The organism is Endozoicomonas sp. OPT23 (assembly GCF_009653635.1).
Lineage (GTDB): Bacteria > Pseudomonadota > Gammaproteobacteria > Pseudomonadales > Endozoicomonadaceae > Endozoicomonas_A.
Window position 1 is genome coordinate 97,251 of record NZ_PPFD01000003.1, and the last position, 23,978, is coordinate 121,228.

The following is a 23,978-nucleotide window of genomic DNA, read 5'->3' on the forward strand; positions in this document are numbered from 1 at the left end:
AAAGGTCAATGCCACATAAGCAGCCTGAGGTTGAAACTTAAAAATCGTTCCCTGGTTGATGCAGTCTTTTGTATTCAGAAGGTGACATCTTCATCTGACGACGAAAACATCGGGAAAAATACATAGCGTTGGTATACCCGAGCTGACTAGCAATCTGGCTGACCTGCAGTGATGAGTAAATCAGCTTGTTACAGGCAGCAGCAATCCGTTTCTCCTCCCGCCACTGCATAACACTGATTCCATAGTTTTTCCTGAACAGCTTGCTCAGGGCTGAAGCTGACAGACAGGCAGCTCTGGCAATCTTTTCTACCGTCAGCTCTTCAGTAAAGTGGTCGTCTATATAGCGGACAGCTGTCAATAACCTGGAATCCGTTCGCTGATAACCATTACTTTCAATAATCTGATTACAACGCAGCAACAAGGCTTCCACCAGCCTGCTTCTGATATTGACCTCTGACGCATCACTGGACCATCCCTGCTGTGCAATGAAACCAATGGTTGAGGAAACAGCCTCCAGCTCCTGCTTGCTTTCCGCTTTAATGTGGAAAATACCGGAAGCGATTTCCGGCCAGTTCAGTAAATCAAGTATTCGATCATTGGCCTGAAACTTCACAAAACTGTAATTCCACTCGTCACAGTCCTCTGCAAGTTGCTTATGGATGTACGCTGTTGGGCTGAACAAAAGGATATCGCCAGGCTGAGTGTTCAACTGGGTTCGAATACAATTGTAATGCCCGCTACCTTCCAGAGTCAGGTGTAAGGTCCAGCCTGCTTTTTTATGGGGGCGAAGCGTAACGTGATCCGACCAGCTGTTTCTTTTGAAAGTGACATAAGTGGCCACGTTCAGGTAATCAAAAACCTGCTGATCCGACTCCACTGCACTGAACAGTTGTTGTATAAAACGGGTAGCCTGCTGGCCAGTGATACCATTGGCTGAATGAAATAAAGGCCGCCACTCAACAAATAATGATTCGATGTTCATGGCAGACAGTAATCGGTCAAAACCGGAATCCAGCGGTGTGCCTATTATCTGTCGATCATTTTCCGGCTGTCCCGCATCCGTAAACAGCTTTATTAAGCTTCGCTGTACCTGCTTCTTACTGGTTTTCCCTTCAAAATAAAAAAAGATATCTCTGGCAATATCCGTCAATGTTATTTCACCAGTATCTGAAAGCACAGCCCGAACCTTTACTGAAATGGATCGTTATTTTGTCATTCTATTAACAACTATCAAAACAAAGTTTCCCGAAAAATACATGCTGAATGACGAATCGGATAATCAGCAATTAAGAACATCTTCTTATACTCGGCACATTGCCAACTCAGCAATCTACCGGGAACCGTTCTCTATGAGAAAACCGATTCATAAAGTGCAGACAGCACTGAAAACCCTTGCACTGAGTACACTGGCCATAACCGCCAGCAGTCAGGCTATCGCCTCAAGCACCGCAGAAGCTTCTGCGAAAAAGAACGTGCTGTTGATTATGGTCGATGACCTGAAACCAACCATTGGCACTTATGGTGATAGTGCGGCTATTACTCCGGGCATTGATCAGCTGGCCAATGAAGGCGTTCGCTTCGATATGGCCTATGCTAACCAGGCCGTTTGCATGCCGTCCCGTTACAACCTGCTGCTGGGTTCTCGTTCTACGTCCACTGGCCTGTATAACTTTGGTTCTGAGTTCAGGGATATCTATCTGGATGCAGAAACCCTGCCACAGCACTTTATGGAAGCCGGCTACCGCACCGAGAGTATCGGTAAAGTCTTTCACGTAGGGCATGGTAACAGTGACGATGCCGCTTCATGGAGCCTGCCTCCTTATAAAGACAAAGTCATCGACTATATATTGCCGGAAAGCACCGGTGGCAAGATGACCCGTGAAGAAGGTCTGTTTACCAACCTCGACGGCGAACTGTTGACGGCTATTGAAAACAGCAAGCTGCCAAAAGGTACTCCCTGGTATTACAACCGTGAACTGGGTATGAAAATTTTCAGCCTTCCTCGTGGTGCCGCCTGGGAAAGTGCTGATGTACTGGATGAAGCTTACGCCGATGGCCGTGTAGCAAAACAGGCGATCTATCGTTTGCGTAATGCTGCAAAAAATCCGGACCAGCCATTCTTTATGGCCGTAGGCTTTGCCCGCCCTCACCTGCCATTCTCTGCACCAAAGAAGTACTGGGATATGTACGATCCGGCCCAGCTGCCAATGCCCGAGTTCACCGAGGCTCCTGAAGGCGCACCGGAATACGCTGTTAAGCGCGGTGGTGAAATTCTGGCATTTAAAGATATTCCAGCAAAGAGCAATGGTCTGCTAAACGATGAATTATCCCGTAAGCTGATTCACGGTTACTACGCCAGTGTCAGCTATATGGATGCTCAGGTTGGCAAAGTTCTGAAAGAGCTGAAAAAGACCGGTCTTGATAAGAATACAGTTGTCGTACTTTGGGGCGACAATGGCTTCCATCTGGGAGATCACGGTTCCTGGACCAAGCACTCCAACTATGAAGAAGCAGCCAATATTCCTCTGATCATTTCTGCTCCGGGCGTTGCTGCGGGCAGCACTGAACAGCTGACTGAAACTGTTGACCTGTATCCAACCCTGTCTGAACTGGCCGGTATTGCCAAACCGGATGCAGCTCAGCCGATTGACGGCATCAGCCTTGTGCCTGTGCTGAAAGACACTGATACCCGCATTCGTGACCATGCTTACCACGCATGGCTGCAGGTGGATAAGCTGGGTCAGGCGATTCGTACCGATAGATACCGCTTTGTGAAGTGGACAGCGGCTGATGGCAAGACCGTAGGCACCGAGCTCTATGACTACGAAAATGACCCACTGGAAAAGGTGAATGTTGCTGATCAGAACCCTGCCATCATTGCAGAGATGACCAGGATTCTGGCAACTCATCCTGAGCCTAAGCGTCGTCCAATGCGTTAATTAACAGGCGCTTATTAAAGTAGAAAATTGCCAGGTCTCAGTTACATGGCTTGGCAACCATCGGGACAGTGTGGAGTCGAAGGCTCTACACTGTCCCGTTTTTTAAATGGCTGATAAATCTTCGAATGTTGAAGCTTCTCTGATATATGTTTCCTGACCATATTCCAACAACAATTATCAAACTGGAATATTGATTTGCATCAAGATGTACTGCTGATGTGTGAAATTGTGCAAATCAGTTTACATTGTTGCTGAATAAGACAACCGACTAGCTGTATCAAATATATCCATGTTCTGAAAAATAACATCAAATAACGTCAACTTTTGACGCCGACATTTGATGATTGCCGATCATACGGGTGCTCATTCCACGTTGGTTTTATTGTGCTTTCAGGACGGAAAAATGAGAAAAACACTTCTTAGCTGTGTCATATCAGCTGCGATTGCTTCCTCAAGTGTCAATGCTGCAACGGTGAGCACCGGGGCAGATCGTGCGCCGGAACAAAAGCCTAATGTGGTGGTCATTTTCCTGGACGATGCCGGTTATGCTGATATTGGTGTGAATGGAGGCAAGTACCCAACACCCCATATCGATAAGATGGCAGAAGAAGGTCAGAACTTTTCTGACTTTTATATGGAAGCACCTGTCAGCACCCCATCCCGAGCAGCCTTGTTAACATCCAGAGTCAGCCTGAGAACCGGCGTATATGGCCGTGAAATGGCTGTATTTGATGAAACCGACAAAGACGGTCTGCCAAAGTCTGAATACACCATGGCCGAAATGTTCAGGGATTCAGGCTACAACACTTATATGCTGGGTAAATGGCATTTAGGCATGGGTAAGGACGGTGTAGAGCATATTCCTACACGCCATGGTTTTCAGGAATGGTATGGCATTCCCACTTCAAACGATATGTTTGAATCCGATCCTGAGTTTCGCCTGAAACCTGTCCGTAAAATGTTCCGTGATCCAACGATTTTCCAGAACAAAGAAGCCATGGCCATGTTACGTGAGCGTGACTTTAATCTGGCTCGACCTGAAGATGGCCGCGCTGATAATGACGACTTTCTGGTTCCTCTCTATCATTCGTTTTCCACAGAGGAAGGTCAATTTAAAGACTTCAAGATTGGCCTCCTGAATCAATATACGTTCATGCGCAATATGACTTCTCGCGCAGTGGAATATATTAACAACAAGAAAGACGACTCATTCTTTATGTATGTGGCTTACCCACAAAGCCATGTACCTATGTTCACGTCACCAGAGTACAACGGTGTAACTGACACAGCCTACGGCGATGTCATGGTTGAGACTGACTATTCAGTAGGTCGAATCATGAGAGCACTGAAGCAGAACGGAATTGATGATAACACCATCGTTGTTTTCACTTCTGACAATGGCCCCTGGTTGAGCTACGCCAGCCGTGGTGCTGCAGGTTCTGCTCTGCCTTATCGTGCCGGTAAGTCTACACCTTATGAAGGTGGCAGCCGGGTTCCGGGCATTATTCGCTGGTCCGGCAAGATCCAGCCGGGTACTAATAATGCCATGTATTCCGCACTGGATTTAATGCCAACACTGGCTTCCATGACCGGTGCAGAGATGCCTGCTTCTATTGTTACTGATGGCTTTGACCAATCCGGTAACCTGCTCAAGGGTGAAGAATCGCCACGTGATTTTGTTCCGGTGTTCATGCGTGGTGAGCTGGTCGGCTTCAGAAAAGGCGACTACAAACTGGTATTCGGCGGAGTAGGTCTTGTTAGTTCAGGTAATAAGAGAACCAAACCGGAGATGTATAACCTGGTTGCTGACGAAGGTGAAAAGGTAAATCTGGCAGAGAAGGAACCTGAAAAGTACGCAGAAATGGTCAAGCTGTCTGAAGAGTATCTGGCTTCCATTGGCACACCAGCAGCGCCACTGTGCGACTTTGATGATTAATTGATACAGCCATAATAATCCGTCCCGCTCAGGCGGGACATTTTTCAGAAAGCAGATTCCAGAAAAGCAGAATCACTATGTCCAGTATCCATGTAATGGCCAAGCCATCTTCCTCAAAGTGCAACATAGACTGTGAGTACTGCTTTTATCTGGAAAAAGAAAAACTCTATCCGGATGCCAGTGACTTTCGTATGTCTGATGAGGTTCTGGAAGCCTATATCAGTCAAACCATCAGCCAGCAGAAAGGCAAGAAACATTACGAATTCAGCTGGCAGGGCGGAGAACCAACGCTACTGGGGCTGGATTTCTTCAAAAAAGCATTGCAGCTGCAGCGAAACCTTGCCGGTTCAACACCCTGCGTAAACTCCCTGCAAACCAACGGTATTTTGCTGAATACTGAATGGGCTGAATTTCTGGCGAAACACCGGTTTCTGGTGGGGGTGTCCATTGATGGCAATCAGCAACATCACGACACTTATCGTAAAACACGAACAGGCAAAGGCACTCACGAGAGAGTACTGAAAGCAATCAACCTGTTGAAAAGGCATAAAGTGGAATTCAATGCCATGGTGGTTGTCCATCAGGCTAATGTTCATGATCCACTGGGTGTCTATAACGCTTTGAAAAGCTATGGCATTCATCACATTCAATTGACCCCACTGGTAGAACGACAGGCACGGGAGATTCCAGACGACAATTTGATTCTTGTAAGCCCTGCCTATTCAGCTGCTGCTGATGTAGCAAGATGGTCTGTGGGTGCTAAAGAGTACGGTCAGTTTTTGTGCGACCTGTTTGATGCCTGGAAAGCCAGAGATTTCGGCAAAATCTTTATTTATAACTTTGAATCCACTTTAACCATGAAAGCCGGTTTACCAGGCAATAGCTGTATCACTGCTGAAACCTGTGGCAATGCAGTAGCACTGGAATCAAATGGTGATGTCTACAGCTGCGATCATTTTGTTTATCCGGAACACAAGCTGGGAAACATAATGGCAGAGCCTCTGGCTGAACTGGCTGAATCACAACAGCTGAAAACCTTCGGGTTGAATAAAAAATCAGATCGCTCTGTTGATTGTAATGATTGCCGGTTTTTATCGATTTGTAATGGTGGCTGCCCCAAACATCGTTTTTTAATATCCAGCGATGGACAGCGCAATAAAAACTATCTGTGTGACGCCTACAAAATGTATTTCTCTCATACAGAGAAGTTTATGGATTTCGTTCTAAGCAAACTTAATTAAATGAAACTCCACTGAAGTTTCAAACCAGATACTCAGTTATACGAATTCATAAACTGTTTTCCCGCCTGAGGCGGGAAAACAGCAACTAAGTGTGTAGACACACGTAATCGAATATTAAATGGCTGCTTGCCCGCCTGCGGCGGGCAAGCAGCTTATGAATTCGTATGTCTGGGTACTTAAATGTTTTTTATTTCGTGTATCTACACACTTATACACATAACAATTTTCAAATAATTATATTCCTGAATATAGGAGCAGTAGGATGCATAAGGTTGTTCGTCCATTCGTAATGGGGGCTTTGGCCGCTGCGGTTTCCGCAACAATGTGCGCTGGTGTCAGTGCCGAGGAAAAGAAAGAACTGGCAGCAGGGGAAATAAAAACAGTTTTTCCTGTAGGGCCAATGTATGACCCGGATTTTGACTTTGCCATCACTGCATTGCCGACTCTCCTGAACAAATTTGATGATGATTCTTCAACCTCCTGGACTCGAATTACTGCGGTTTATGGCTCAACAGGTAACAAGAATATTGGCCTGGGTAATGACTGGTACTTCGGAGGAAACAAGTTTAATTTCAAAAACTACCTGGGTTACACCGATATTAATTTTACCGAACAGGACTATTTTTATAAGCAGGGCCTTCAGGACGTAGACACAGTCATGAAGTCTGCAAACGGTAGCTTTGCCTATCAGATTCTGGACAATGTTTATGCCGGTGTATCCTGGGACATCAACCAAAACGAAATACAGCGCAAAAGCGGTGGCGACTTCAAGGCACTGGCTAACAACCTTCCTGACAATGACGTAACAAATTATGGTTTTTACCTGAATTACGATGACAGAAACCACAAGATGATGCCAACGGAAGGCATGTTCCTGGAAGCTAACCTCTGGAAAGTAAAAAGGGAGGCTACGGGTGGTGCTGATTCATACTGTGTTAATACCGACACATGTTTCCCTCTACCAGCCGCTCAATCTCCTAATCAAACATACCGTTACGAAACAGTGAAGCTGGATGGCCGTTATTATAAACCGCTGAGTGAAATGACGACGTTCGCAAGTCGACTGTCTGTTCTTTACAACACGGATGAAGCACCCAATACAGCAGCCAACCTCTCTCGTGTTGCACAGGGCTTTTCCCGGGAAGTACTGGGCCGTGGAGCTGTAGCTGTTGAGGGCCAATACCGCCACTGGTTTAACTCCAAATGGGGTGTTGTTGGTGGTCTGTCACTGGCGAAAGCACTGGATGCCAACGACAGTGATAAGGACGGTATGTACTACGCCGGAACACTGGGCTTGAGATACATGCTTGTTCCGGAGTCCAATCTGGCTCTGCGTGTTGACCTGACCCAGAGTAATCAGGAAGAAGAAGGTACTCTACTGTACTTCCGTGTAGGTGAATCTTTCTAAGTTCGCTAAATTTTTCTGAACACTTTCTATGCATAGCCCCTTTTAACCAAGGGGCTTTTTCGTAAGACTTCGCTTTAAAACAAGGAGTAAAGTTTTCTGTATTCAGAGGGTGAGCGTTTCATATGTTTATTGAAACAGCGTGAGAAGTACGCCTGACTGACATAGCCCAGATCATTTGAAATTACAGCAATACTGTCTGAAGTTGTCAGCAGTCTTTTGCAGGCTTCAGCCAATCGCTTTTCTTCCCGCCACTGCATAACACTGACCCCCTGACTTTTTTTAAACAGCTGAGCCAGACCTGATGGAGAGAGAAATGCCTTTTCGGCGATTTGCTCAATCGTTAGTGGTTTAAAAAGGTTCTCCTCCATAAATGCGATGGCATTTTGAACTCTTGAGTCAATGAGGGAAGCCTGACGGGTATTCACTGATTTACTGCACAACAGTAAAAACATTTTGATACCCGCTGCCCGTGCTGAAATATCCACTGGATGATGAGATGCGCCCTGTTGATGAACCGATTTCAGTATTGATAATAAAACTGATAACTGGTCTTCATTGTTTTCTTTTAAATAATAGGTTCCATCCGCAACCTCTGGCCAGGACAGTAATTCCATCATGTCACCGGTTGGCTGAAACATGAGCGAATAGTATGTCCAGTCTTCGCTGTCTTCAGAGCGGCAAACATCAAGATAGGCTGAAGGATTGAATAAAACCATATCGCCGCGAGAGGTCTTCAAATCCTTCCTGATAAAATTATAGTGACCAGAGCCATCAACCGTCAGATGCAGACACCAGCCTGCTTTTTGCTTTGGCCGTACTATATGAAAGTCTGTCCAGCGGTCTTTGTAGCGATAAGTGTAATGAATGATATTTTGATAGGTGAAAAATGGCGTATCCAGATCAATAGAACTAAACAGTTCTCTTATAAACTGATTAGCTTCTTTGCCAGTAATATCGTTCTGTTTTGAGAAAACAGGTGTCCATTTATGAATTAGACTGCTGACATTAAAGGAGGAAAAAAGAGCATCGAAATCAAATTTTACGGGCTTTTGTTGTGACTTTCCTTTTGGAAGGATTAAGTTTTTATGTGATGCCATTTCCAGTAAATAAAGGTATTCAATACTCAGGCGAACCTGGTTGATATCCGCTTTACCCTGGAAGTAGGAAAAAATGTTTTTGGCTGCTTGTATTAAAGGCGTTTCCATACAGTAACCGCATTATATGGTAAAGGGGGTAGCTGGTTAGCTATGCTTGGGTGGCATTATCAAACGGCTGTATTTTAGAGGATTAAGTCAACATTATCTGCTGGAAATCGGTTGTTTTTTTAAATGTTTGAAATATTTAGACACCCGCAATTGCGAGTGTCTTTATAGCTAAGTACTCGGACATTTGAATTGTATGTCATTTCCCCGCCTACGGCGGGGAAATGACAATCTAATATTCGATTACGTGTGTCTGCACACTTTCTGTTTCTAACTACTGCATAGTCCTCAAAGCATTCGATATATTGGCGTCTCCCGGAAAGCGAGTGATCGCCTGCTTCAATAGATTAACGGCCTGCTGTTTATGCCCCCGGGAATTAAGGGCAATGGCATAAACATAGACATAACGGGCATTGTCTGGTGCCAGTTCAACAGCCTCTGCAAGAAATACCAGGGCTTCGTCATACTTTTTTTGTCGTACAAAATAGAGTCCCAGCACATGATTCAGAAGTGCCTTGTCCAGCGCTTCATCCAGCCCTTTTCTCAGAATACTCTGTTCATCCTGCTTCCTGTTCTGTTGACGATACAGGTCAGCCAGATTGACATAGGCCGTTGCCAGATAAGGTTCGATCCTGATAGCTTCCTTATATTCCTGTTCAGCTTCTGCATAACGGTTCATCATGGTGTAAACCTGCCCAAGATTAACTCTTGCAGTGCCTCGATCCTGACTTAAACGCTGGGCTTTGATGTAATCGTTGATGGCTGACTGACTGGCCAGTTTCAGATTTTCAGGTATCTGAACATAAGGGATATCAGCCAGCAGGCGACCTGTCAGTTGTCGCACCAGCCTTGAATCATCTTCCAGCAACGGCAGTAACAATTGCACCTTATATTGCGCAGGCAGGTTGGTCAGGGCTTCCAATGCTCCCTGCTTCACCAGTGGTGACGAATCAGATAACCCTTTGACGATAACCTGCAATGTCTGGCCAGATAGATAAGGCTGCAGCTTCTTCAAAGCCGACCCTCGCACTATGGGCGCAAGGTCGTCATTTTCTATCACCTGAGTCAGCTGATAGACGGCATCAGAAGATTGAATTCTGGCGGCATGAAAAGCCGTGGCAAACTCCGGCCTGCTTCTCCACTCTGTGCCCAGTTTCTTATCCAGAGTATCTGCGGCCCACTGGTCATTCTTTTCTGTATGGCAGGCTGTGCAGACATTGGGCGCATTGGTTTTCTGGCTCAGATCAGGGCGCGGAATTTTAAACGCATGGTCACGCCTTGGGTCAACGCCCATATACGTACGCTCGGGCATATGGCAGTCAACACACTGAGCACCCGCCGTGCCTGTTTTATGAAGGGTATGCTGCTCGGTATCAAATTCAGAAGGCAGATGACACTGGGCACATATTTGATTGGGCTCAGCCTTTAATTTATTGGTATGAACATTATGACAATTGCTGCAGGTAACGCCGGCTTCACTCATCTTACTTTGCTTGAATGAACCGTAGACAAAGACTTCGTCCTTGATCTGGCCATCATCAAAGTACATTGCTTCATCCAGCAGCTGCGGCTGATAGGTTTCAGTAAACGGCTTGTTTCGTTCAGTCTCTGCATGAATCTGCTGGCTGCGGGAATGACAGCGGCTGCAGGTTTCAACCTGTTGCTGATAATGTTTTTTTACAGCGGTTGCCGTTGTCTTTCCTTCCTTGAATACCCAGAAGTTTTTGTTACCGATATCTGCTTCAAAACCACTCTTGAGAGTATTTTTGCCTGCATCATCGATGTTGGCCCATTGAATATGTTTCTGTCCGGCACCATGGCAACTCTCACAGCCGACACCCGCTTCATGCCACTGGCTGTTATAACCGAGATCAACAGGGTTAAAGTTCTTTTTATAATCGGTGGTATGACACTCAATACACATGGTATTGGCATTCTGTTGCACAGAGGTCCAGTGCAGTGGGCTGGTAAAATCGACTTTATTGCCTTCCTGCTGATGGAACCAGCGTTGTCCGCCTTCACTCTCTGGCCTTGAATCCCAGCTGATGCCCAAAGACTGCAAACGCCCTTTACCAACATCAAGCCCTTTACCAACATCAAGAAAGTACTGCTGCAGCGGGTAATCACCAATGGTGTACTTCACTTTATAAGTGGCCAGCTTGCCATCAGGGCCATCTGTCTCGACCATGTATTGGTTATTTTTACGAAATAGACGACTGGTGACACCATTATAGGTAAACGAGCTGTTATTAAAGTTACCCAGCACACTTTCAGATGTCGCTTTCTGCAATGAAGTCTTATGCTGACTGGACTGCCATTGCTTAAACTCAGTTTCGTGGCAGCTTTTACAAGCCTGACTGCCCGTAAACCCTTCCGTTAGATTCGATTGCGAGGCTGTTGTGTTTAATGAAAAACACAGTAGCAGTGCAGCCTGTATCCATAATTTAACATTCATCCAATACGACACCAAACAGTTGAAGATCTGCTTTAATAATCCAGCAGCGTCTATCCAAAAGACCACAGTTTGAACAAATAGTCGGCAAATAAGAATTACCGGAATGAAGAGATGTTCTTTAGGACAAAAGAAATATTGATAAAGACAAGAACCATGCTGGATGTGAAGCGTCCTGCATAGCTCCTGCAAATATAATTAAGAATGCGATTTGATCAGTAGAGGTGGAAAATCAATCCCTGGACTTAGCGCCTTTCGAAAACGAGTCCAGATATTCACCAATGGACGAAAAGCCACCAAACATCGCACTGGTCTGCTCCTCGGATTCCTGCAACGCCATAAATAACCGGAACCCCGTTGGCTGAGACTCATGGTTGTTGGTATGAGCAATCTGCAGCATTTCTGCACCGCAACATCCCCGCAGCATTTTTACCGAGGCATCAAAAACACTCAATGTAAAAGCGGGGTTAGCAGTGAAGACTAATACGACAGCTTTCGTATCATAGTCTTTGCCATCAATAGTATGTCGCATTGGCAAATGCTGATACAGGCGATAAGGCAGTTCCGCTTCACTGACATCATCCATACCCGCGGATACAAACACACGACCGTCATCAAGCCATGTACTGATATCAGCAAAATCTACATCGACAAGCGATGTGCCACAAGAGATATGAGCACAGCATTCAACAACTGTTTCCAGTGATTGAGCGTCCTGAACAGTGGTTATTTTGTTTAATGGGATTCCCGCAATTTGACCAATCTGGTTATCCACCATTTCTAATGCAGGCTTTTCACCAAAGAGAATGATGATAGGTTGGCAGCCTTCTGACCTGTTACTTAACGCAGTTCTTAATAGATGAATGGATTCGACATCAGCATCACAAATAAAAATATGTGGCATGAACTGATGCTGCTGATCACTCAGTACCGAGCAAACATTTTGCTCAGTCAGCGAGACGTGCTCAACCCAGCCTAAACGCCAGCAGGCAAAGAATGCTTCCAGCGCCTTGGCGCTGTTCGCGCCAGAAGTAACAAACCGTTTTAATACTTTCCCGTCATTCATGCTTGAGCCTCAGTATGCGCAGCAAATTAATAATCTGTTACCACGCATACTCTCGCCAATACCTGAAACTGACAACCCTGTTTAAAACGAATGCTTTGAGCCGTTGGAAAAATTCAGGCTTTAATTTGAAGTTTGTGCTCTTTCAAGCGCCAGCCTGATCTGGTTTTCACCAGTTTTTCAAAATAACGACCAACCACATAATGTTTAATCTCGCCATTGTAGCTCTGGATGGCCTGGCTCACACAGCTCAGCTGTGCTTCATCGCCATCACCATCAATAACGAAATTACTCTGTACGTGAATAAGGCCTGGAGGAAAAGCATCGGCGTTGTTTTTTATCCAGCTGATGATGTTATCAATGCCTTCCAGTTTGATCTGCATTTCATCTACGATAAAACGCCCTTCCTCAACAAAAAAATCACGCATTGCTTCTGGTTCATCGACATCAGCGGCCAGTGCAAAACGTCCCATTAGATTTTGAATGTCCATTCTGTCTTCAGTGGTCAGTGACATATGTCAGTCCTCCGCCTTTGCTCTATGAATAAGCAGATTCCAAACCCTAATGAGTGGAGAGCTGCTGTGTTGTGTTCGACATTAACAACAGTGTATGTTCGATCATTCACTCCAACAATCACCCCTGGATCAACCTCTATAGTGCATGAGATACACCAATGCGATTACCCCTCTCAACCCTTGAAGTGTTCAATGCCATTGTACGAGAAGGCAGTATGCGCGCTGCCGCTAACGCGTTAGGAATTAAGCGTTCAACGGTGAGTCATCAACTGAAAGCTCTTGAAGATCAACTGGGAACAGCACTATTCATACGGACAACACGCACAATAAATTTAACCGAAGCGGGTCGTGCTTTAGCTCGGTCATCTGGGCCAGCCTTTGAACAACTGACTGATGGTCTGGCAAGCGCACGAACGGCAGGTCATGCAGAACGTGGCAACTTGAAACTCGCACTTCCCGAGCTTGCTTATCACCTACTGCTTCGTCAGCACCTATCCACTTTTCAGGAACGTTATCCAGAGATCGAAATAGAGCTGTCGTTAACCGATGCATTGTCAGACATTCTTCAGGAAGGCTTACATGCAGGTTTTCGTCTGGGAGGACTGGTTTCAGAAGATATGGTTGCAATCAGTCTGACCGGAGCACTGAATACGGCAGTGGTTGCTACCCCTGGTTATCTCAAACAATACGGCAGACCTGTGCAGCCCACGGACCTATTAGCCCACAACTGTCTGAGATACCGCTACCCAAGCTCGAACCAGCTGGCCCCCTGGACGTTCAACGGTCCGAGTGGTGTTTATCCGGTTCAGACCAGTGGCAGTATTATCACTAATTCCATGCCGGTAACCGTTGAAATGGCAACTCAAGGACTAGGGATTACCTATGTATTCCATGCCTGTTGCGCTGAAGCTTTGAAGACAGGTCAGCTTGAGGAAGTGTTGAGCGAACACCGGGTGACTATGCCCAGCATTAACATTTATTTCCCTCGGGCTTACCGTGATTATGTGCCACTTCGTCTTTTCATCGAGCATTTAAAGCAGGGCAAGGAAAACTGAGAAGCACTTGCGGAAATTCTGTAAGAAAACAGAACGGCATCAGCAGATAAAACCGATGGGGTGATCACATAAAATATCATCGATAAAGAACCCATAGCTGATAATGGCAAAGGGATTCGATAACTTACTCGGGAGATATCAGCTGAAAGCTCAGAAACCAACCAATATATCTTCCAAAAGGCATTAGTGGTTTTTACATCGCAAAATGGCTGGAACCCCCGTTCTATTGCGGTTGCTTTGATAACAAACCATAAGTCCCAACATTTTTTTTGGCTAATCTGGATTTCTTTGTTTACTTTTGGTTCTATATCCGGCTCAAAGCCATTAAACTATGCGGCGAAAATTTCCCCTGAAACATCGAGCATCTAATGTCAGATCTCTCTAAATATAGAAATATTGGTATCTTCGCACACGTTGATGCCGGTAAGACCACTACTACAGAACGTATCCTGAAGCTGACCGGTAAGATCCACAAGACCGGTGAAGTACACGATGGTGAATCCACCACTGACTTCATGGAACAGGAAGCCGAGCGCGGTATTACTATCCAGTCAGCTGCGATCACCACCTTCTGGGATGGTCATCGCATGAACATCATCGATACTCCAGGACACGTTGACTTCACCGTTGAAGTATATCGTTCCCTGAAAGTACTGGATGGCGGTATCGGCGTATTCTGTGGTTCCGGTGGTGTTGAGCCTCAGTCCGAAACCAACTGGCGTTATGCGGATGAATCCGGTGTATCCCGTATCATCTTCGTTAACAAGCTGGACCGTCTGGGTGCTGACTTCTACCGCGTTACTGACCAGGTTAAGAACGTACTGGGCGCTAACCCTCTGATCATGACCCTGCCAATCGGCACCGAAGATGACTTCGTGGGTGTGGTCGACATTCTGACCCAGAAAGCTTACGTTTGGGACGACTCCGGTCTGCCAGAAAACTACACCGTTCAGGACATTCCTGCGGATATGGTTGACGACGCGCAGATGTACCGCGAGCAGATGATCGAAACAGCCGTTGAAGTTGATGACGACATCATGATGGCTTACATGGAAGGTGAAGAACCTACCATTGACCAAATCAAGTCCTGCATCCGTAAGGGTACACGCGAACTGACCTTCTTCCCGACTTACTGTGGTTCTGCATTCAAGAACAAGGGTATCCAGCTGGTACTGGACGCTGTTGTTGATTACCTGCCGTCCCCAACAGAAGTTATCCCACAGGACCTGACCGACGAACTCGGTGAGCCTACCGGTGAAGTTGCGAAAGTAGCTGTTGATGAGCCTTTCCGTGCTCTGGCATTCAAGATCATGGACGACCGTTTCGGCGCCCTGACCTTTATCCGTATCTACTCAGGTGTCCTGAACAAGGGCGACACAATCCTGAACTCCTTCACAGGTAAGACCGAGCGTATCGGCCGTATGTGTGAAATGGAAGCGGATGACCGTAAAGAACTGAGCACTGCTCAGGCAGGTGACATCCTGGCCATCGTTGGCATGAAGAACGTTCAGACCGGTCACACCCTGTGTGATCCTAAGCACGAATGTACTCTTGAAGCGATGGTATTCCCAGAGCCAGTAATCTCCATTTCCGTTACCCCTAAAGATAAAGGCGGTTCCGAGAAAATGGGTATCGCTATCGGTAAGATGGTTGCTGAAGACCCTACCTTCCTGGTTCACACCGACGAAGAAACTGGTCAGACCATCCTGCGTGGTATGGGCGAACTGCACCTGGACATCAAGGTCGACATCCTGCGTCGTACCTACGGCGTTGACCTGGAAGTGGGTGAGCCTCAGGTTGCGTACCGTGAGACCATCACGGCTGAAATCGAAGATTCTTACACACACAAGAAGCAGTCCGGTGGTTCCGGTCAGTTTGGTAAGATCGACTACCGCATCAAGCCAGGCGAGCAGAACACTGGTCTGGTCTTCAAATCAACCGTTGTGGGCGGTAACGTTCCTAAGGAATTCTTCCCGGCGATTGAGAAGGGCTTCAAGAGCATGATGGATAACGGCGTTCTCGCTGGCTTCCCTGTTCTGGACGTTGAAATCGAGCTGTTCGACGGTGGTTTCCACGCGGTTGACTCCTCTGCAGTAGCGTTCGAACTGGCAGCACGTGGCGCGTTCCGTCGCTCCATTCCTAAGGCTGATCCTAAGCTGCTCGAGCCTATCATGAAGGTTGACGTATTCACTCCAGACGATCACGTTGGTGACGTTATCGGTGACCTGAACCGTCGTCGTGGCATGATCGAAGGTCAGGAAGCTGGTGCTTCCGGCGTTCGCATCAAGGCTAACGTACCTCTGTCTGAAATGTTCGGTTACATTGGATCCCTGCGTACCATGACTTCCGGTCGTGGCCAGTTCTCCATGGAATTTGCTCACTACGCTCAGTGCCCACAGAACGTAGCTGACAAGGTAATCGAAGAAGAGAAAGCTCGTCAGGCTGAGAAGAAGAAGTAATTCTTTTTTAATGCTGAGCGTCTAGCTCTACTGGTGATGATTGCTTCTGCATTATCACCAGACCGTCCATCCTTGGACATGCCCCAGAATTTACTCCTGCAATTCTGGGATACAATCCATCCGTGGACATAAAAACCGCTGATTAATGTCAGCGGTTTTTTTATGCCTGAAAATCACTCATTACTCCCCCTCACTCATACATTTCCTACATGTTTGTAAGCGCCAGATTCGGAACCAGCCTCTGGCTTTTAATGGATATTCACCAGACTTCTGCTACTTTTTCAGACGTATGACGCAAACTTTTGTCCTGTCACTGATACCCCATTTATTTAAAAAATATAAATACATAATTATGAAACAGTTGAAGCACCTCTTTCTAGTGTTAGTCATCACCTTTATGAGTATCGAAACCAGCACGGCAGAACCCTCTATCCCCCTTAATCACAGATTATGGAAAATCACCTCACAAGGCGAGGTTAGGGGGTATCTTATGGGAACCATCCATTACCCTATCCTCGTAGAGGATTTGTTACTTAAATTTTCTGCTATCCGTGGTGTTCTTAACGACGTTACAGACATCGCCTTCGAATGGGAGGAAAGAGCTGTCAATTCTGATATCAATCCCTCCCATAAAAAGTCTGTATCAGATTTTGAGAAGCACTGCGAAACAGGTATCAAACATCTTCTAACCGAACATGAACTGCGCAAAGCAGTCGATGTAATACAATCATTGCAAACTGATGCATCGGTTCGTGACATAGAATGCATGCACCCATTTGATTATGAATTTGAGTATTACACTCTAAGGAATTCACGTAAGAGGGCAGTAGAAGAATCACTAAAGAAAGAATTAGAGCTAATAAAACAAAGATACTTATTACTGGGCAGCCAGATTGGTCTTAATATAGTTAACCTTGAGCCTTATCGGCAGGAGCATAACCAATGTGTTAAGAAACATGCCGCCCTTCTGCTCAGTCTGGATGATAACCTGTTTAATTACGCAAAAAATAACAATAAGCAGATACACGCACTTAGTCCATTTCAGGAATTCTACGATCTTATTAACAATTTGAGCCATGAAACCCAGAGAAAATCTATGATTGACGTGATCGAATCCGAAGAAGATATAGATTTTTCGGATACCCGAGCCTGCTATCTGATGGGTGATGACTGTGACTTGATGACACAAACCCGGTTTTATCTGAATGACGATGAAATACTGATTGATGATAATAATGACGCTTGGTCTAACGAGATGCTGCCTGTACGCAGCAGAAACTGGCTGCCTAAAATAGGTAAGCTACTTGAATCAAAGGAGAAAAAAACTCTGTTTGCTGTCGGTACAGCGCATTTGTATGGTAAATATGGGCTGGTTTATCTACTACGGGAAAAAGGCTATGAGGTAGAGCCAATACCTCTGCAAGTTAGTTTATTCTCTAAACTACATGACAACGCAGGAGTAATAGCCCTCACTGCGGCTATAGCCCTTCCTCTAATATATAGCTCTTATATAAGAACTACAGCACACAAATAAACAAGATGCCCCTGTATCATCAAACGTAAAAATACTTTCAAAAGCGGGATAAGAATACAGACCATACCAGTTTACGACTGACTGTTGGATTGATCAGCCATCAACTCTTTGTCAACAAAAACGACGAGAGATGTTTAATAGAGGAATCAGCTTGAGGAAAATCAGAGAGTTACAAAATAAGAAATGGCGGTGAGGGAGGGATTCGAGCAGTCACACTCGACAGATATCTTCATATATTTCTATCACTTACGAAGCATCTAAATATACACATCTGTCGTTTTTGGTCATTAGATGTCATTATTGGTCAGTGTTTTGGACACTTTCTGGATACCTTTTTAATAGAAGAGCACTGACCAATATTATCAACAACCAATCTCGCGTTAAGAACATTCCTTCCAATCGACTACTCGATCTCAAACGACCGAGCTTACGCCGATTTGATTGACCTTCGGCCAACCGAAAGGTTTTGGGTAGAGACACGGAGGCAAGTTTCAGAGACTTCTTTCCTTAAAGTTTATCGCCCACGCTTGCATCACTTAAATAGTATTTTTCACCAGTAGTTATACTTAAATATATAGCCCTCAAAGAGACGGGTATATCTGAATCGAGCTCTTCTTTTACCTTTCCCCTAAGATCATCAAAATCTAAAAAATCTTTAAAAAATCTTTCTTGTATTTCTGAATATGGATCATTACCAGAATCAGACCCACTCCTTCCAATCAGGAACGCAATTTTTTTCTAGACCACCATCTTCACTCATCCAGTTTTTAAATCATTTCCTTACTCTAACAGGATTTATCTTTATTAAGGTATAAAACAAACTAGTCGCATATGACATAGAGTAAAGTGAGCTGCTTTCTAGCACCGATATTACTGTATCAGTCCATTTATCAAAAACACAATCATAATCTTTTAAAGGAAGCCATTTATCATCCTTCAATCTAGGGTCATCAGTTTCCACTATTCCACTTTGAATTAGTAGACGTTTTATGATATCGGAGTTTATAGCAATATATTTTGAATTAGATACAACCTTATTTATGAATTAAACCTTATCTTCAATACTTAAATCTTCTAAAATTGAATATGTAAGCCATCGAATATTTCTTGACGGATCAAAACCAAAAAACATAACTCTGTTATTTCAAATATTCTCCAAGTATTCGGAATTCAGAAAAACATCATAAATTGCTTCCAAACACCCAAAAGATCTTTCATCTACGATTTTTTTTATTTTGCTGGAGCAGCTCAAGCACTCTCTCAACAGATCCCTCATCTATTGATCTAGCAAGGTATTCATTTCGCTCCATAGTACCATCAATGAATTCCAGAACATCTATATCAGACGCAAAGCCATAAGGCACCTGCAAGTGCATAGCAATATATAGTCTTTTTTCAGATGCAACCCTACCAGACTTATCGTAGTCCATATAATTATAATTAGTAAAACCACCTGATTCTAGCAAAGGAAATAACTCATTCAACAATCCATTAACATGATCAATATCTTTATGATCAACACTTTTTAGCAAAGCATCCCGCTTACTCTTATGATTTTTTATTAACTCTTCTGGTTTATCATAACCAATTGAAGCGTCAATTTTTTTACCGATATAAAATCCAGGAGATTCTTTTATTGATGTATAAATAAGTGATTGTTTAACAGCTAATATTGACAAACAATATAAGTCAGTAAAGGAGACGTTACCTTTAGTTTTTTTGAGAACAAACCTCAAATGATTGAATATTCTTTTTAGCTCTCTTGGCGTTCTTATTAAATATTCAACATGGGTATGGTATATGACCGATAATTTTTCTTCGTCTCTCTCAAAGTACTGAGTCAGAGCAGTATCTGACAGCCTATATAATTCATTATCAGCAATTATCTGTAAGTCATTATGAGAAATCAGAGGCAATGGCGCTCTTAGCTGTGCAATTTTATCTATATACTGACTTGATTTACTTATAGCATGCTTTTCAAGTGCACTCGCTAGATAATTTGGATCGAATGAAAGAAGAAAGCTCGTCAGGCTGAGAAGAAGAAGTAATTCTTTTTTAACCTGTAGCTTTACAAGGAACCGCTGATTAACGTCAGCGGTTTTTTTATGCTCAAGAAAATAGATTGGCGCACCCTCTAAAGATCAACCACCTGATAACGATTGGATGAGTATTCATCCAGAGATCAGTCAGGCTTATGAAGCTCACAGACATTCCCTCCGCCATCCTGCACCTGCCACAAACTATTCTTGATGCGGTTAATAAGCTAAGACACCGCCCTGTTGAAGGTGAGTCTATCGTTGGCGCGGCGTCTGAAAGCAGGCCTTACGACAGTAAATCCCTGATATCGCGAAGAGTTAGCCCCCTTGAATCCACAGAACCACTGATCAATGCCAGAGCCAATAAGCAGCACTTGGGAGAGCTGAAAGCCAGGCTCTGTCAGGATCAAAAAGACCAGCTGGCATTATTGAACAGCACAGCACAAAGTGATCGTTACCTTGAGCTTGCAGCAGACCTGACAATGGTAAAGTGCGGACTGGCAAAGGCAGGTAAAAATGGCATTACATCTCTGCATGCCATAAATGACCGCATTTCAGAAGAACAATTAAAAGATGTAGAGCGGGCAATGAGTCAATGCGTTGCCAACCCACAAGAAACTCTACGTAAATCTCTCCCCCTGCCCTCCGGACTGGTTTATGAAATGCTGGCAGCTTACGGCGAGAACAGCACACAGAATCCGGAAGAAGATATTGTTCTCGGAGACCTGCTGATTGCAGATATAAAGCAGTTCACTCAGGGCGAAACCATGAATCTGGAGCAATACGAAGGAATGATGAAAGATATCAATCGTATAAAAGGGTTGAGAACAGGGACCCCTGCTCAACGCACAGAATATCTCCAGTTACTCTCCAAAAATGACAACTTCGCCGGCACTCAGCTTGTTGATGAACTGGAAGAACTCCTGTCACCTGACAGAAGTGAAAAACGTTACCAAGAAGTAGGTCGGCTTATGAGTACGCCATCAGTCGACCCAAAGTGGCGTGGCACCCTGGAAGTACTGCTTTGGGCAGCTGACGGGAAGATAGAGCGCTGAATTTTGTTTTTTAGTTTATGGCTATCAACAATTCAAAGCATGACTGTGTAGCTATAGATTTTTACCAAACTGAGGGCGTCTACAAAGGTGATGGTATTTGAACCGTTAACCGGGATGAACACCATAAATTGGCACACAGCCTTGTCGGTTTGCAGCACTTATCGACTACCCTCTTTAAGGAGTGCTTCATCATTACCTGAAAACTCCAGTGTTCTGGTGGGAAAAGCAAAATCAGCACCATGTTTATGAATGATTTCACCAATCTTGATCAAAATTTCATGGCGTACCGTCATATAACCTTTCCAGTCAGTTATAACCGGATAGCAGCGCACCAGAATATCCAGTGAGCTGCTGCCGAAGTCACTGAAACGGGCAATGTTGTCACGCATTGGATCAATGGCAGGATGCGTATCCAGGTAACGATCAATTTCTTCAGTGATGTCAGTTATATGTTTGAAATCCTGATAGCGGAGCCCGACAACGACACTGATTCGACGATGGGTCATACGTGAAGGGTTTAATACTGCAGTGCTTGCAAACAAGGCGTTGGGAACATAAACAGGGGTTCGGTCATAACCTCTTATGCGGGTTTGCCTCCAGCCAATATATTCAACAAAGCCTTCTATCTTTTTATCTATCAGTCCTACCTTGTCACCAATACTGAATGGCCTGTCTATATAAAGCGTCAGACCACCAAACAGGTTAGCAAGCATATCCCTGGCTGCCAGACCAACAGCCAGAGCCCCAACACCACCAAATGTCAGCAAACCACTGATACTGATTCCAAGGTTCTGCAATAAGGTAAGCGTCATTGCCAGTGTTAAACCGATCTGTAACAGCTTTAGGATGAACTCAAGACTTGCCTTGTCTATACGAGTATTTTTCGAATCGGGTCGATAAAAGCTGCGCCGAACTTTATGCAGATAGCGGACAAGAAAAGCGTATAACAACAGTACAAGAATAACTTTTCTGGCGGGAGCCAGTTGGGGGTTTTCTTCTATTCCCAGATGCGTAAGGGAAAGGTGAGCCACAACACTCAGCCCCATCAGTAAAATCCCCAGCATTAGAATAGGCCGCAGAGCTGAGAATAGCGTATCATCCCAATGACTGGGGCTTCTCTCGAAATGTTGCGATAACTTTATCAGCATACGGTTTGCGAACAGTATCAGCATCAAACAACCAGCTGAAACACTAAGAACCTTGATCGTGAATAAGCTTAAATCTGATGAGTACATTGCTATCAGCCAACCAGATTGCATAAATCAACTCTCACCGCACCCTGCCCTGGTATCAAGCACCAATTCATCCAGTTTCTTATGCAACCTTATAAGCTCGAGTTCCAGCTTGAGGTTAACTTCGTAAGTCGCATCCTGCTTGATTCTATCTTTAGCCGCCTGCCTGTTTTGAGACATCATTATGATTGGAGCCTGAAAAGCTGCCAGAGTTGAGAGACCAAGATTGAGCAGTATAAAAGGATAAGGATCAAAAATAGCGTCAGTAACCAGAAAGACCGTATTAAGAAGTATCCACAAAAAGATAAAAGAGAAGAACAAACCTATAAACAGCCATGAACCACCGAAGCGGGCTACTGAATCGGCAACTTTTTCTCCAAACGTCAGTGACTCACTAAATGCATCATTAGTATTTTCTGTCAGTGGTCTCTGCTCGGCAATACTGCTTATAATTTTCTGTTCCTGACTATCGAGGCTGTTATAGCCTCTGTTCAATAATGCCCGGGCAAGGTTTTCAAAATACTTTTTCATGTCCTGCGTTCCTTTGGTCTATCTCTGAAGGCCGCTCTCTTTCAAGCCTATAGCCTGAGCCTCAAGAACCTGCTCCCTTAAGGCATACCAGATCTTCATAAACTCTTCGGTTATTTTCTGCTCCATCTCTTCAACCTCCTCTGTAGGACAGAAAATACCTATGGTGACAACATTCTTACCCAATTCAGAACTGGATATATGAATGGCCGGATCAGGCCCTGGAATGGCTATATCGAGCCGATTCTCAAGCATCTCGTTGTAGCGACGACCCACTTCACGAAAGTGCTCGCAGCTCTCCTTTACTCTCTGCATCAATCTGTCTTTCAGTATGTATAAATTGACGTCTTCGGCTTCTCGCGTAATAGAGAATGAGTGGTAGGCGAACCGGCGAGTGAAATTCAGGTTTTTAACAATACTGGTAACCAATAAGCTGTTTGGTACAGTTAACGTTTTTCCAGTAAAACCGTAATTACCGTGCGCTATATCGACTTCATATAACTTTGTCGACAGCATATGTATGGCGAGCACTTCGCCATAGTTATTACCTATCTGTACCCAGTCGCCTACTGCATAAGGCTTGGTCGAAATATGGTAGAGCGATCCTGTCAGGCACTGAATAAACTCTCTGGTAGCCAATACCAGGGCAGCAATGAACGCTGCAATGGACAGCGCAAAGTGCCGGATTTCCGGAAGCCAGATAGCGATCAGTAAAACTGCAATTAATAAATGACTGAAGTTTCTTAAGGAGTTACTGAAATTTCTACGGGTCTCATTGTCCATTCTCTTTGAACGACGCAGCAGCTTTTGCCACATTATTCGAACGAGCAATATACAACCAGTCACCGCTACTGTGGACAACCACTGGTTGGCCTGTATGAGTTTATCCAGTTCTAAAACAATCATCAGCTGGACCACAGGGAGAGCTATTGAGCAAGATATCGGAGGTGAAGCTCCCAACAGGCACAACAGAAGAGGGTGGAACTAACAAGATAGTACAGAGATGGAAGTGACGTGAAAGCATTTAAAGATTACAGGCATGTATCTTTAGTGAATTTTGGTTAGGTTTTTGGGGAATTTAATTTGCTTGAGAATCAAGTATTAAGAGAAGAGAAATGGCGGTGAGGGAGGGATTCGAACAGTCACACTCGGCAGATATCTTCATATATTTCAATTACTTACGAAGCATCTAAATATACACATCTGTCGTTTTTGGTCATTGGATGTCATTATTGGTCAGTGTTTTGGACACTTTCTGGACACCTTTTTAATAGAAGAGCACTGACCAATATTTACTGCAATATCGCTATAGTTCTTTTACGT

The 23,978-nt window shown here is 44.7% G+C and carries 17 protein-coding genes; 8 read left to right on the forward strand and 9 right to left on the reverse strand.

What is annotated here, in order from left to right; translation table 11 throughout:
- Nucleotides 1–37 precede the first annotated feature (37 nt).
- Nucleotides 38–1,177: an AraC family transcriptional regulator gene (locus EOPP23_RS06255; protein ID WP_153765121.1), complete on the reverse strand. Its 1,140-nt coding sequence runs from the start codon at nucleotides 1,175–1,177 to the stop codon at nucleotides 38–40.
- Nucleotides 1,178–1,349: 172 nt separating this feature from the next.
- Here EOPP23_RS06255 and EOPP23_RS06260 point away from each other — a divergent pair, with 172 nt between their 5' ends.
- The 4 genes from EOPP23_RS06260 to EOPP23_RS06275 all read left to right on the forward strand — a co-directional run bounded on the left by EOPP23_RS06260 (nucleotide 1,350) and on the right by EOPP23_RS06275 (nucleotide 7,524).
- The gene (locus EOPP23_RS06260; protein ID WP_153765890.1) at nucleotides 1,350–2,939 is read left to right on the forward strand and encodes a sulfatase; all 1,590 of its coding nucleotides are present in this window, start codon (nucleotides 1,350–1,352) and stop codon (nucleotides 2,937–2,939) included.
- A gap of 403 nt (nucleotides 2,940–3,342) precedes the next feature.
- Nucleotides 3,343–4,875, forward strand: coding sequence for a sulfatase-like hydrolase/transferase (locus tag EOPP23_RS06265; protein WP_194842521.1), 1,533 nt, complete (start codon nucleotides 3,343–3,345; stop codon nucleotides 4,873–4,875).
- A gap of 77 nt (nucleotides 4,876–4,952) precedes the next feature.
- The gene (locus tag EOPP23_RS06270; RefSeq protein ID WP_153765123.1) at nucleotides 4,953–6,116 is read left to right on the forward strand and encodes an anaerobic sulfatase maturase; all 1,164 of its coding nucleotides are present in this window, start codon (nucleotides 4,953–4,955) and stop codon (nucleotides 6,114–6,116) included.
- 262 nt (nucleotides 6,117–6,378) lie between these two features.
- Entirely contained in the window at nucleotides 6,379–7,524 is a 1,146-nt protein-coding gene (locus tag EOPP23_RS06275) for a BamA/TamA family outer membrane protein (protein WP_153765124.1), read from the forward strand.
- Nucleotides 7,525–7,598: 74 nt separating this feature from the next.
- Here the strand turns inward: EOPP23_RS06275 and EOPP23_RS06280 are convergent, their stop codons facing one another.
- The 4 genes from EOPP23_RS06280 to EOPP23_RS06295 form a co-directional block, all read right to left on the reverse strand.
- Nucleotides 7,599–8,729 (reverse strand): helix-turn-helix domain-containing protein, encoded by a 1,131-nt coding sequence (locus EOPP23_RS06280; protein ID WP_153765125.1) that lies wholly within the window; start codon nucleotides 8,727–8,729, stop codon nucleotides 7,599–7,601.
- Between the two features lie 271 nt (nucleotides 8,730–9,000).
- A complete protein-coding gene (locus tag EOPP23_RS06285) occupies nucleotides 9,001–11,181 on the reverse strand; it encodes a multiheme c-type cytochrome (RefSeq protein WP_153765126.1) in 2,181 nt (726 codons plus the stop codon).
- Between the two features lie 229 nt (nucleotides 11,182–11,410).
- A complete protein-coding gene (locus EOPP23_RS06290; protein ID WP_153765127.1) occupies nucleotides 11,411–12,244 on the reverse strand; it encodes a hypothetical protein in 834 nt (277 codons plus the stop codon).
- 113 nt (nucleotides 12,245–12,357) lie between these two features.
- Nucleotides 12,358–12,756: a nuclear transport factor 2 family protein gene (locus EOPP23_RS06295; RefSeq protein WP_153765128.1), complete on the reverse strand. Its 399-nt coding sequence runs from the start codon at nucleotides 12,754–12,756 to the stop codon at nucleotides 12,358–12,360.
- Between the two features lie 158 nt (nucleotides 12,757–12,914).
- On the opposite strand from EOPP23_RS06295, the gene EOPP23_RS06300 reads away from it, so the two are divergent.
- The 3 genes from EOPP23_RS06300 (at nucleotide 12,915) to EOPP23_RS06310 (ending at nucleotide 17,804) form a co-directional block, all read left to right on the forward strand.
- Nucleotides 12,915–13,811 (forward strand): LysR family transcriptional regulator, encoded by an 897-nt coding sequence (locus EOPP23_RS06300; protein ID WP_153765129.1) that lies wholly within the window; start codon nucleotides 12,915–12,917, stop codon nucleotides 13,809–13,811.
- 368 nt (nucleotides 13,812–14,179) lie between these two features.
- On the forward strand, nucleotides 14,180–16,270 hold the full coding sequence (gene fusA / locus EOPP23_RS06305; protein ID WP_153765130.1) for an elongation factor G: 2,091 nt from the start codon (nucleotides 14,180–14,182) through the stop codon (nucleotides 16,268–16,270).
- Nucleotides 16,271–16,667: 397 nt separating this feature from the next.
- Nucleotides 16,668–17,804 carry a TraB/GumN family protein gene (locus EOPP23_RS06310; RefSeq protein WP_194842522.1) on the forward strand — a complete coding sequence of 379 codons (1,137 nt, stop codon included), beginning with the start codon at nucleotides 16,668–16,670 and terminating at the stop codon, nucleotides 17,802–17,804.
- A gap of 1,214 nt (nucleotides 17,805–19,018) precedes the next feature.
- Here the strand turns inward: EOPP23_RS06310 and EOPP23_RS06315 are convergent.
- Nucleotides 19,019–19,927 carry a P-loop NTPase fold protein gene (locus EOPP23_RS06315; RefSeq protein ID WP_370514747.1) on the reverse strand — a complete coding sequence of 303 codons (909 nt, stop codon included), beginning with the start codon at nucleotides 19,925–19,927 and terminating at the stop codon, nucleotides 19,019–19,021.
- A 71-nt stretch (nucleotides 19,928–19,998) separates the two neighbouring features.
- Between EOPP23_RS06315 and EOPP23_RS06320 the strand changes: the two genes are divergently transcribed.
- Complete coding sequence (locus EOPP23_RS06320) at nucleotides 19,999–20,895, forward strand: hypothetical protein (RefSeq protein ID WP_153765133.1); 897 nt, start codon at nucleotides 19,999–20,001, stop codon at nucleotides 20,893–20,895.
- Nucleotides 20,896–21,053: 158 nt separating this feature from the next.
- Here EOPP23_RS06320 and EOPP23_RS06325 read toward each other — a convergent pair whose 3' ends face one another.
- The 3 genes from EOPP23_RS06325 to EOPP23_RS06335 form a co-directional block, all read right to left on the reverse strand.
- Nucleotides 21,054–21,941: a mechanosensitive ion channel family protein gene (locus tag EOPP23_RS06325; protein ID WP_194842523.1), complete on the reverse strand. Its 888-nt coding sequence runs from the start codon at nucleotides 21,939–21,941 to the stop codon at nucleotides 21,054–21,056.
- Between the two features lie 216 nt (nucleotides 21,942–22,157).
- On the reverse strand, nucleotides 22,158–22,658 hold the full coding sequence (locus EOPP23_RS06330) for a DUF1003 domain-containing protein (protein WP_153765135.1): 501 nt from the start codon (nucleotides 22,656–22,658) through the stop codon (nucleotides 22,158–22,160).
- A gap of 18 nt (nucleotides 22,659–22,676) precedes the next feature.
- Nucleotides 22,677–23,561, reverse strand: a complete 885-nt coding sequence (locus EOPP23_RS06335; protein ID WP_153765136.1) for a mechanosensitive ion channel family protein — start codon at nucleotides 23,559–23,561, stop codon at nucleotides 22,677–22,679.
- Nucleotides 23,562–23,978: the final 417 nt, after the last annotated feature.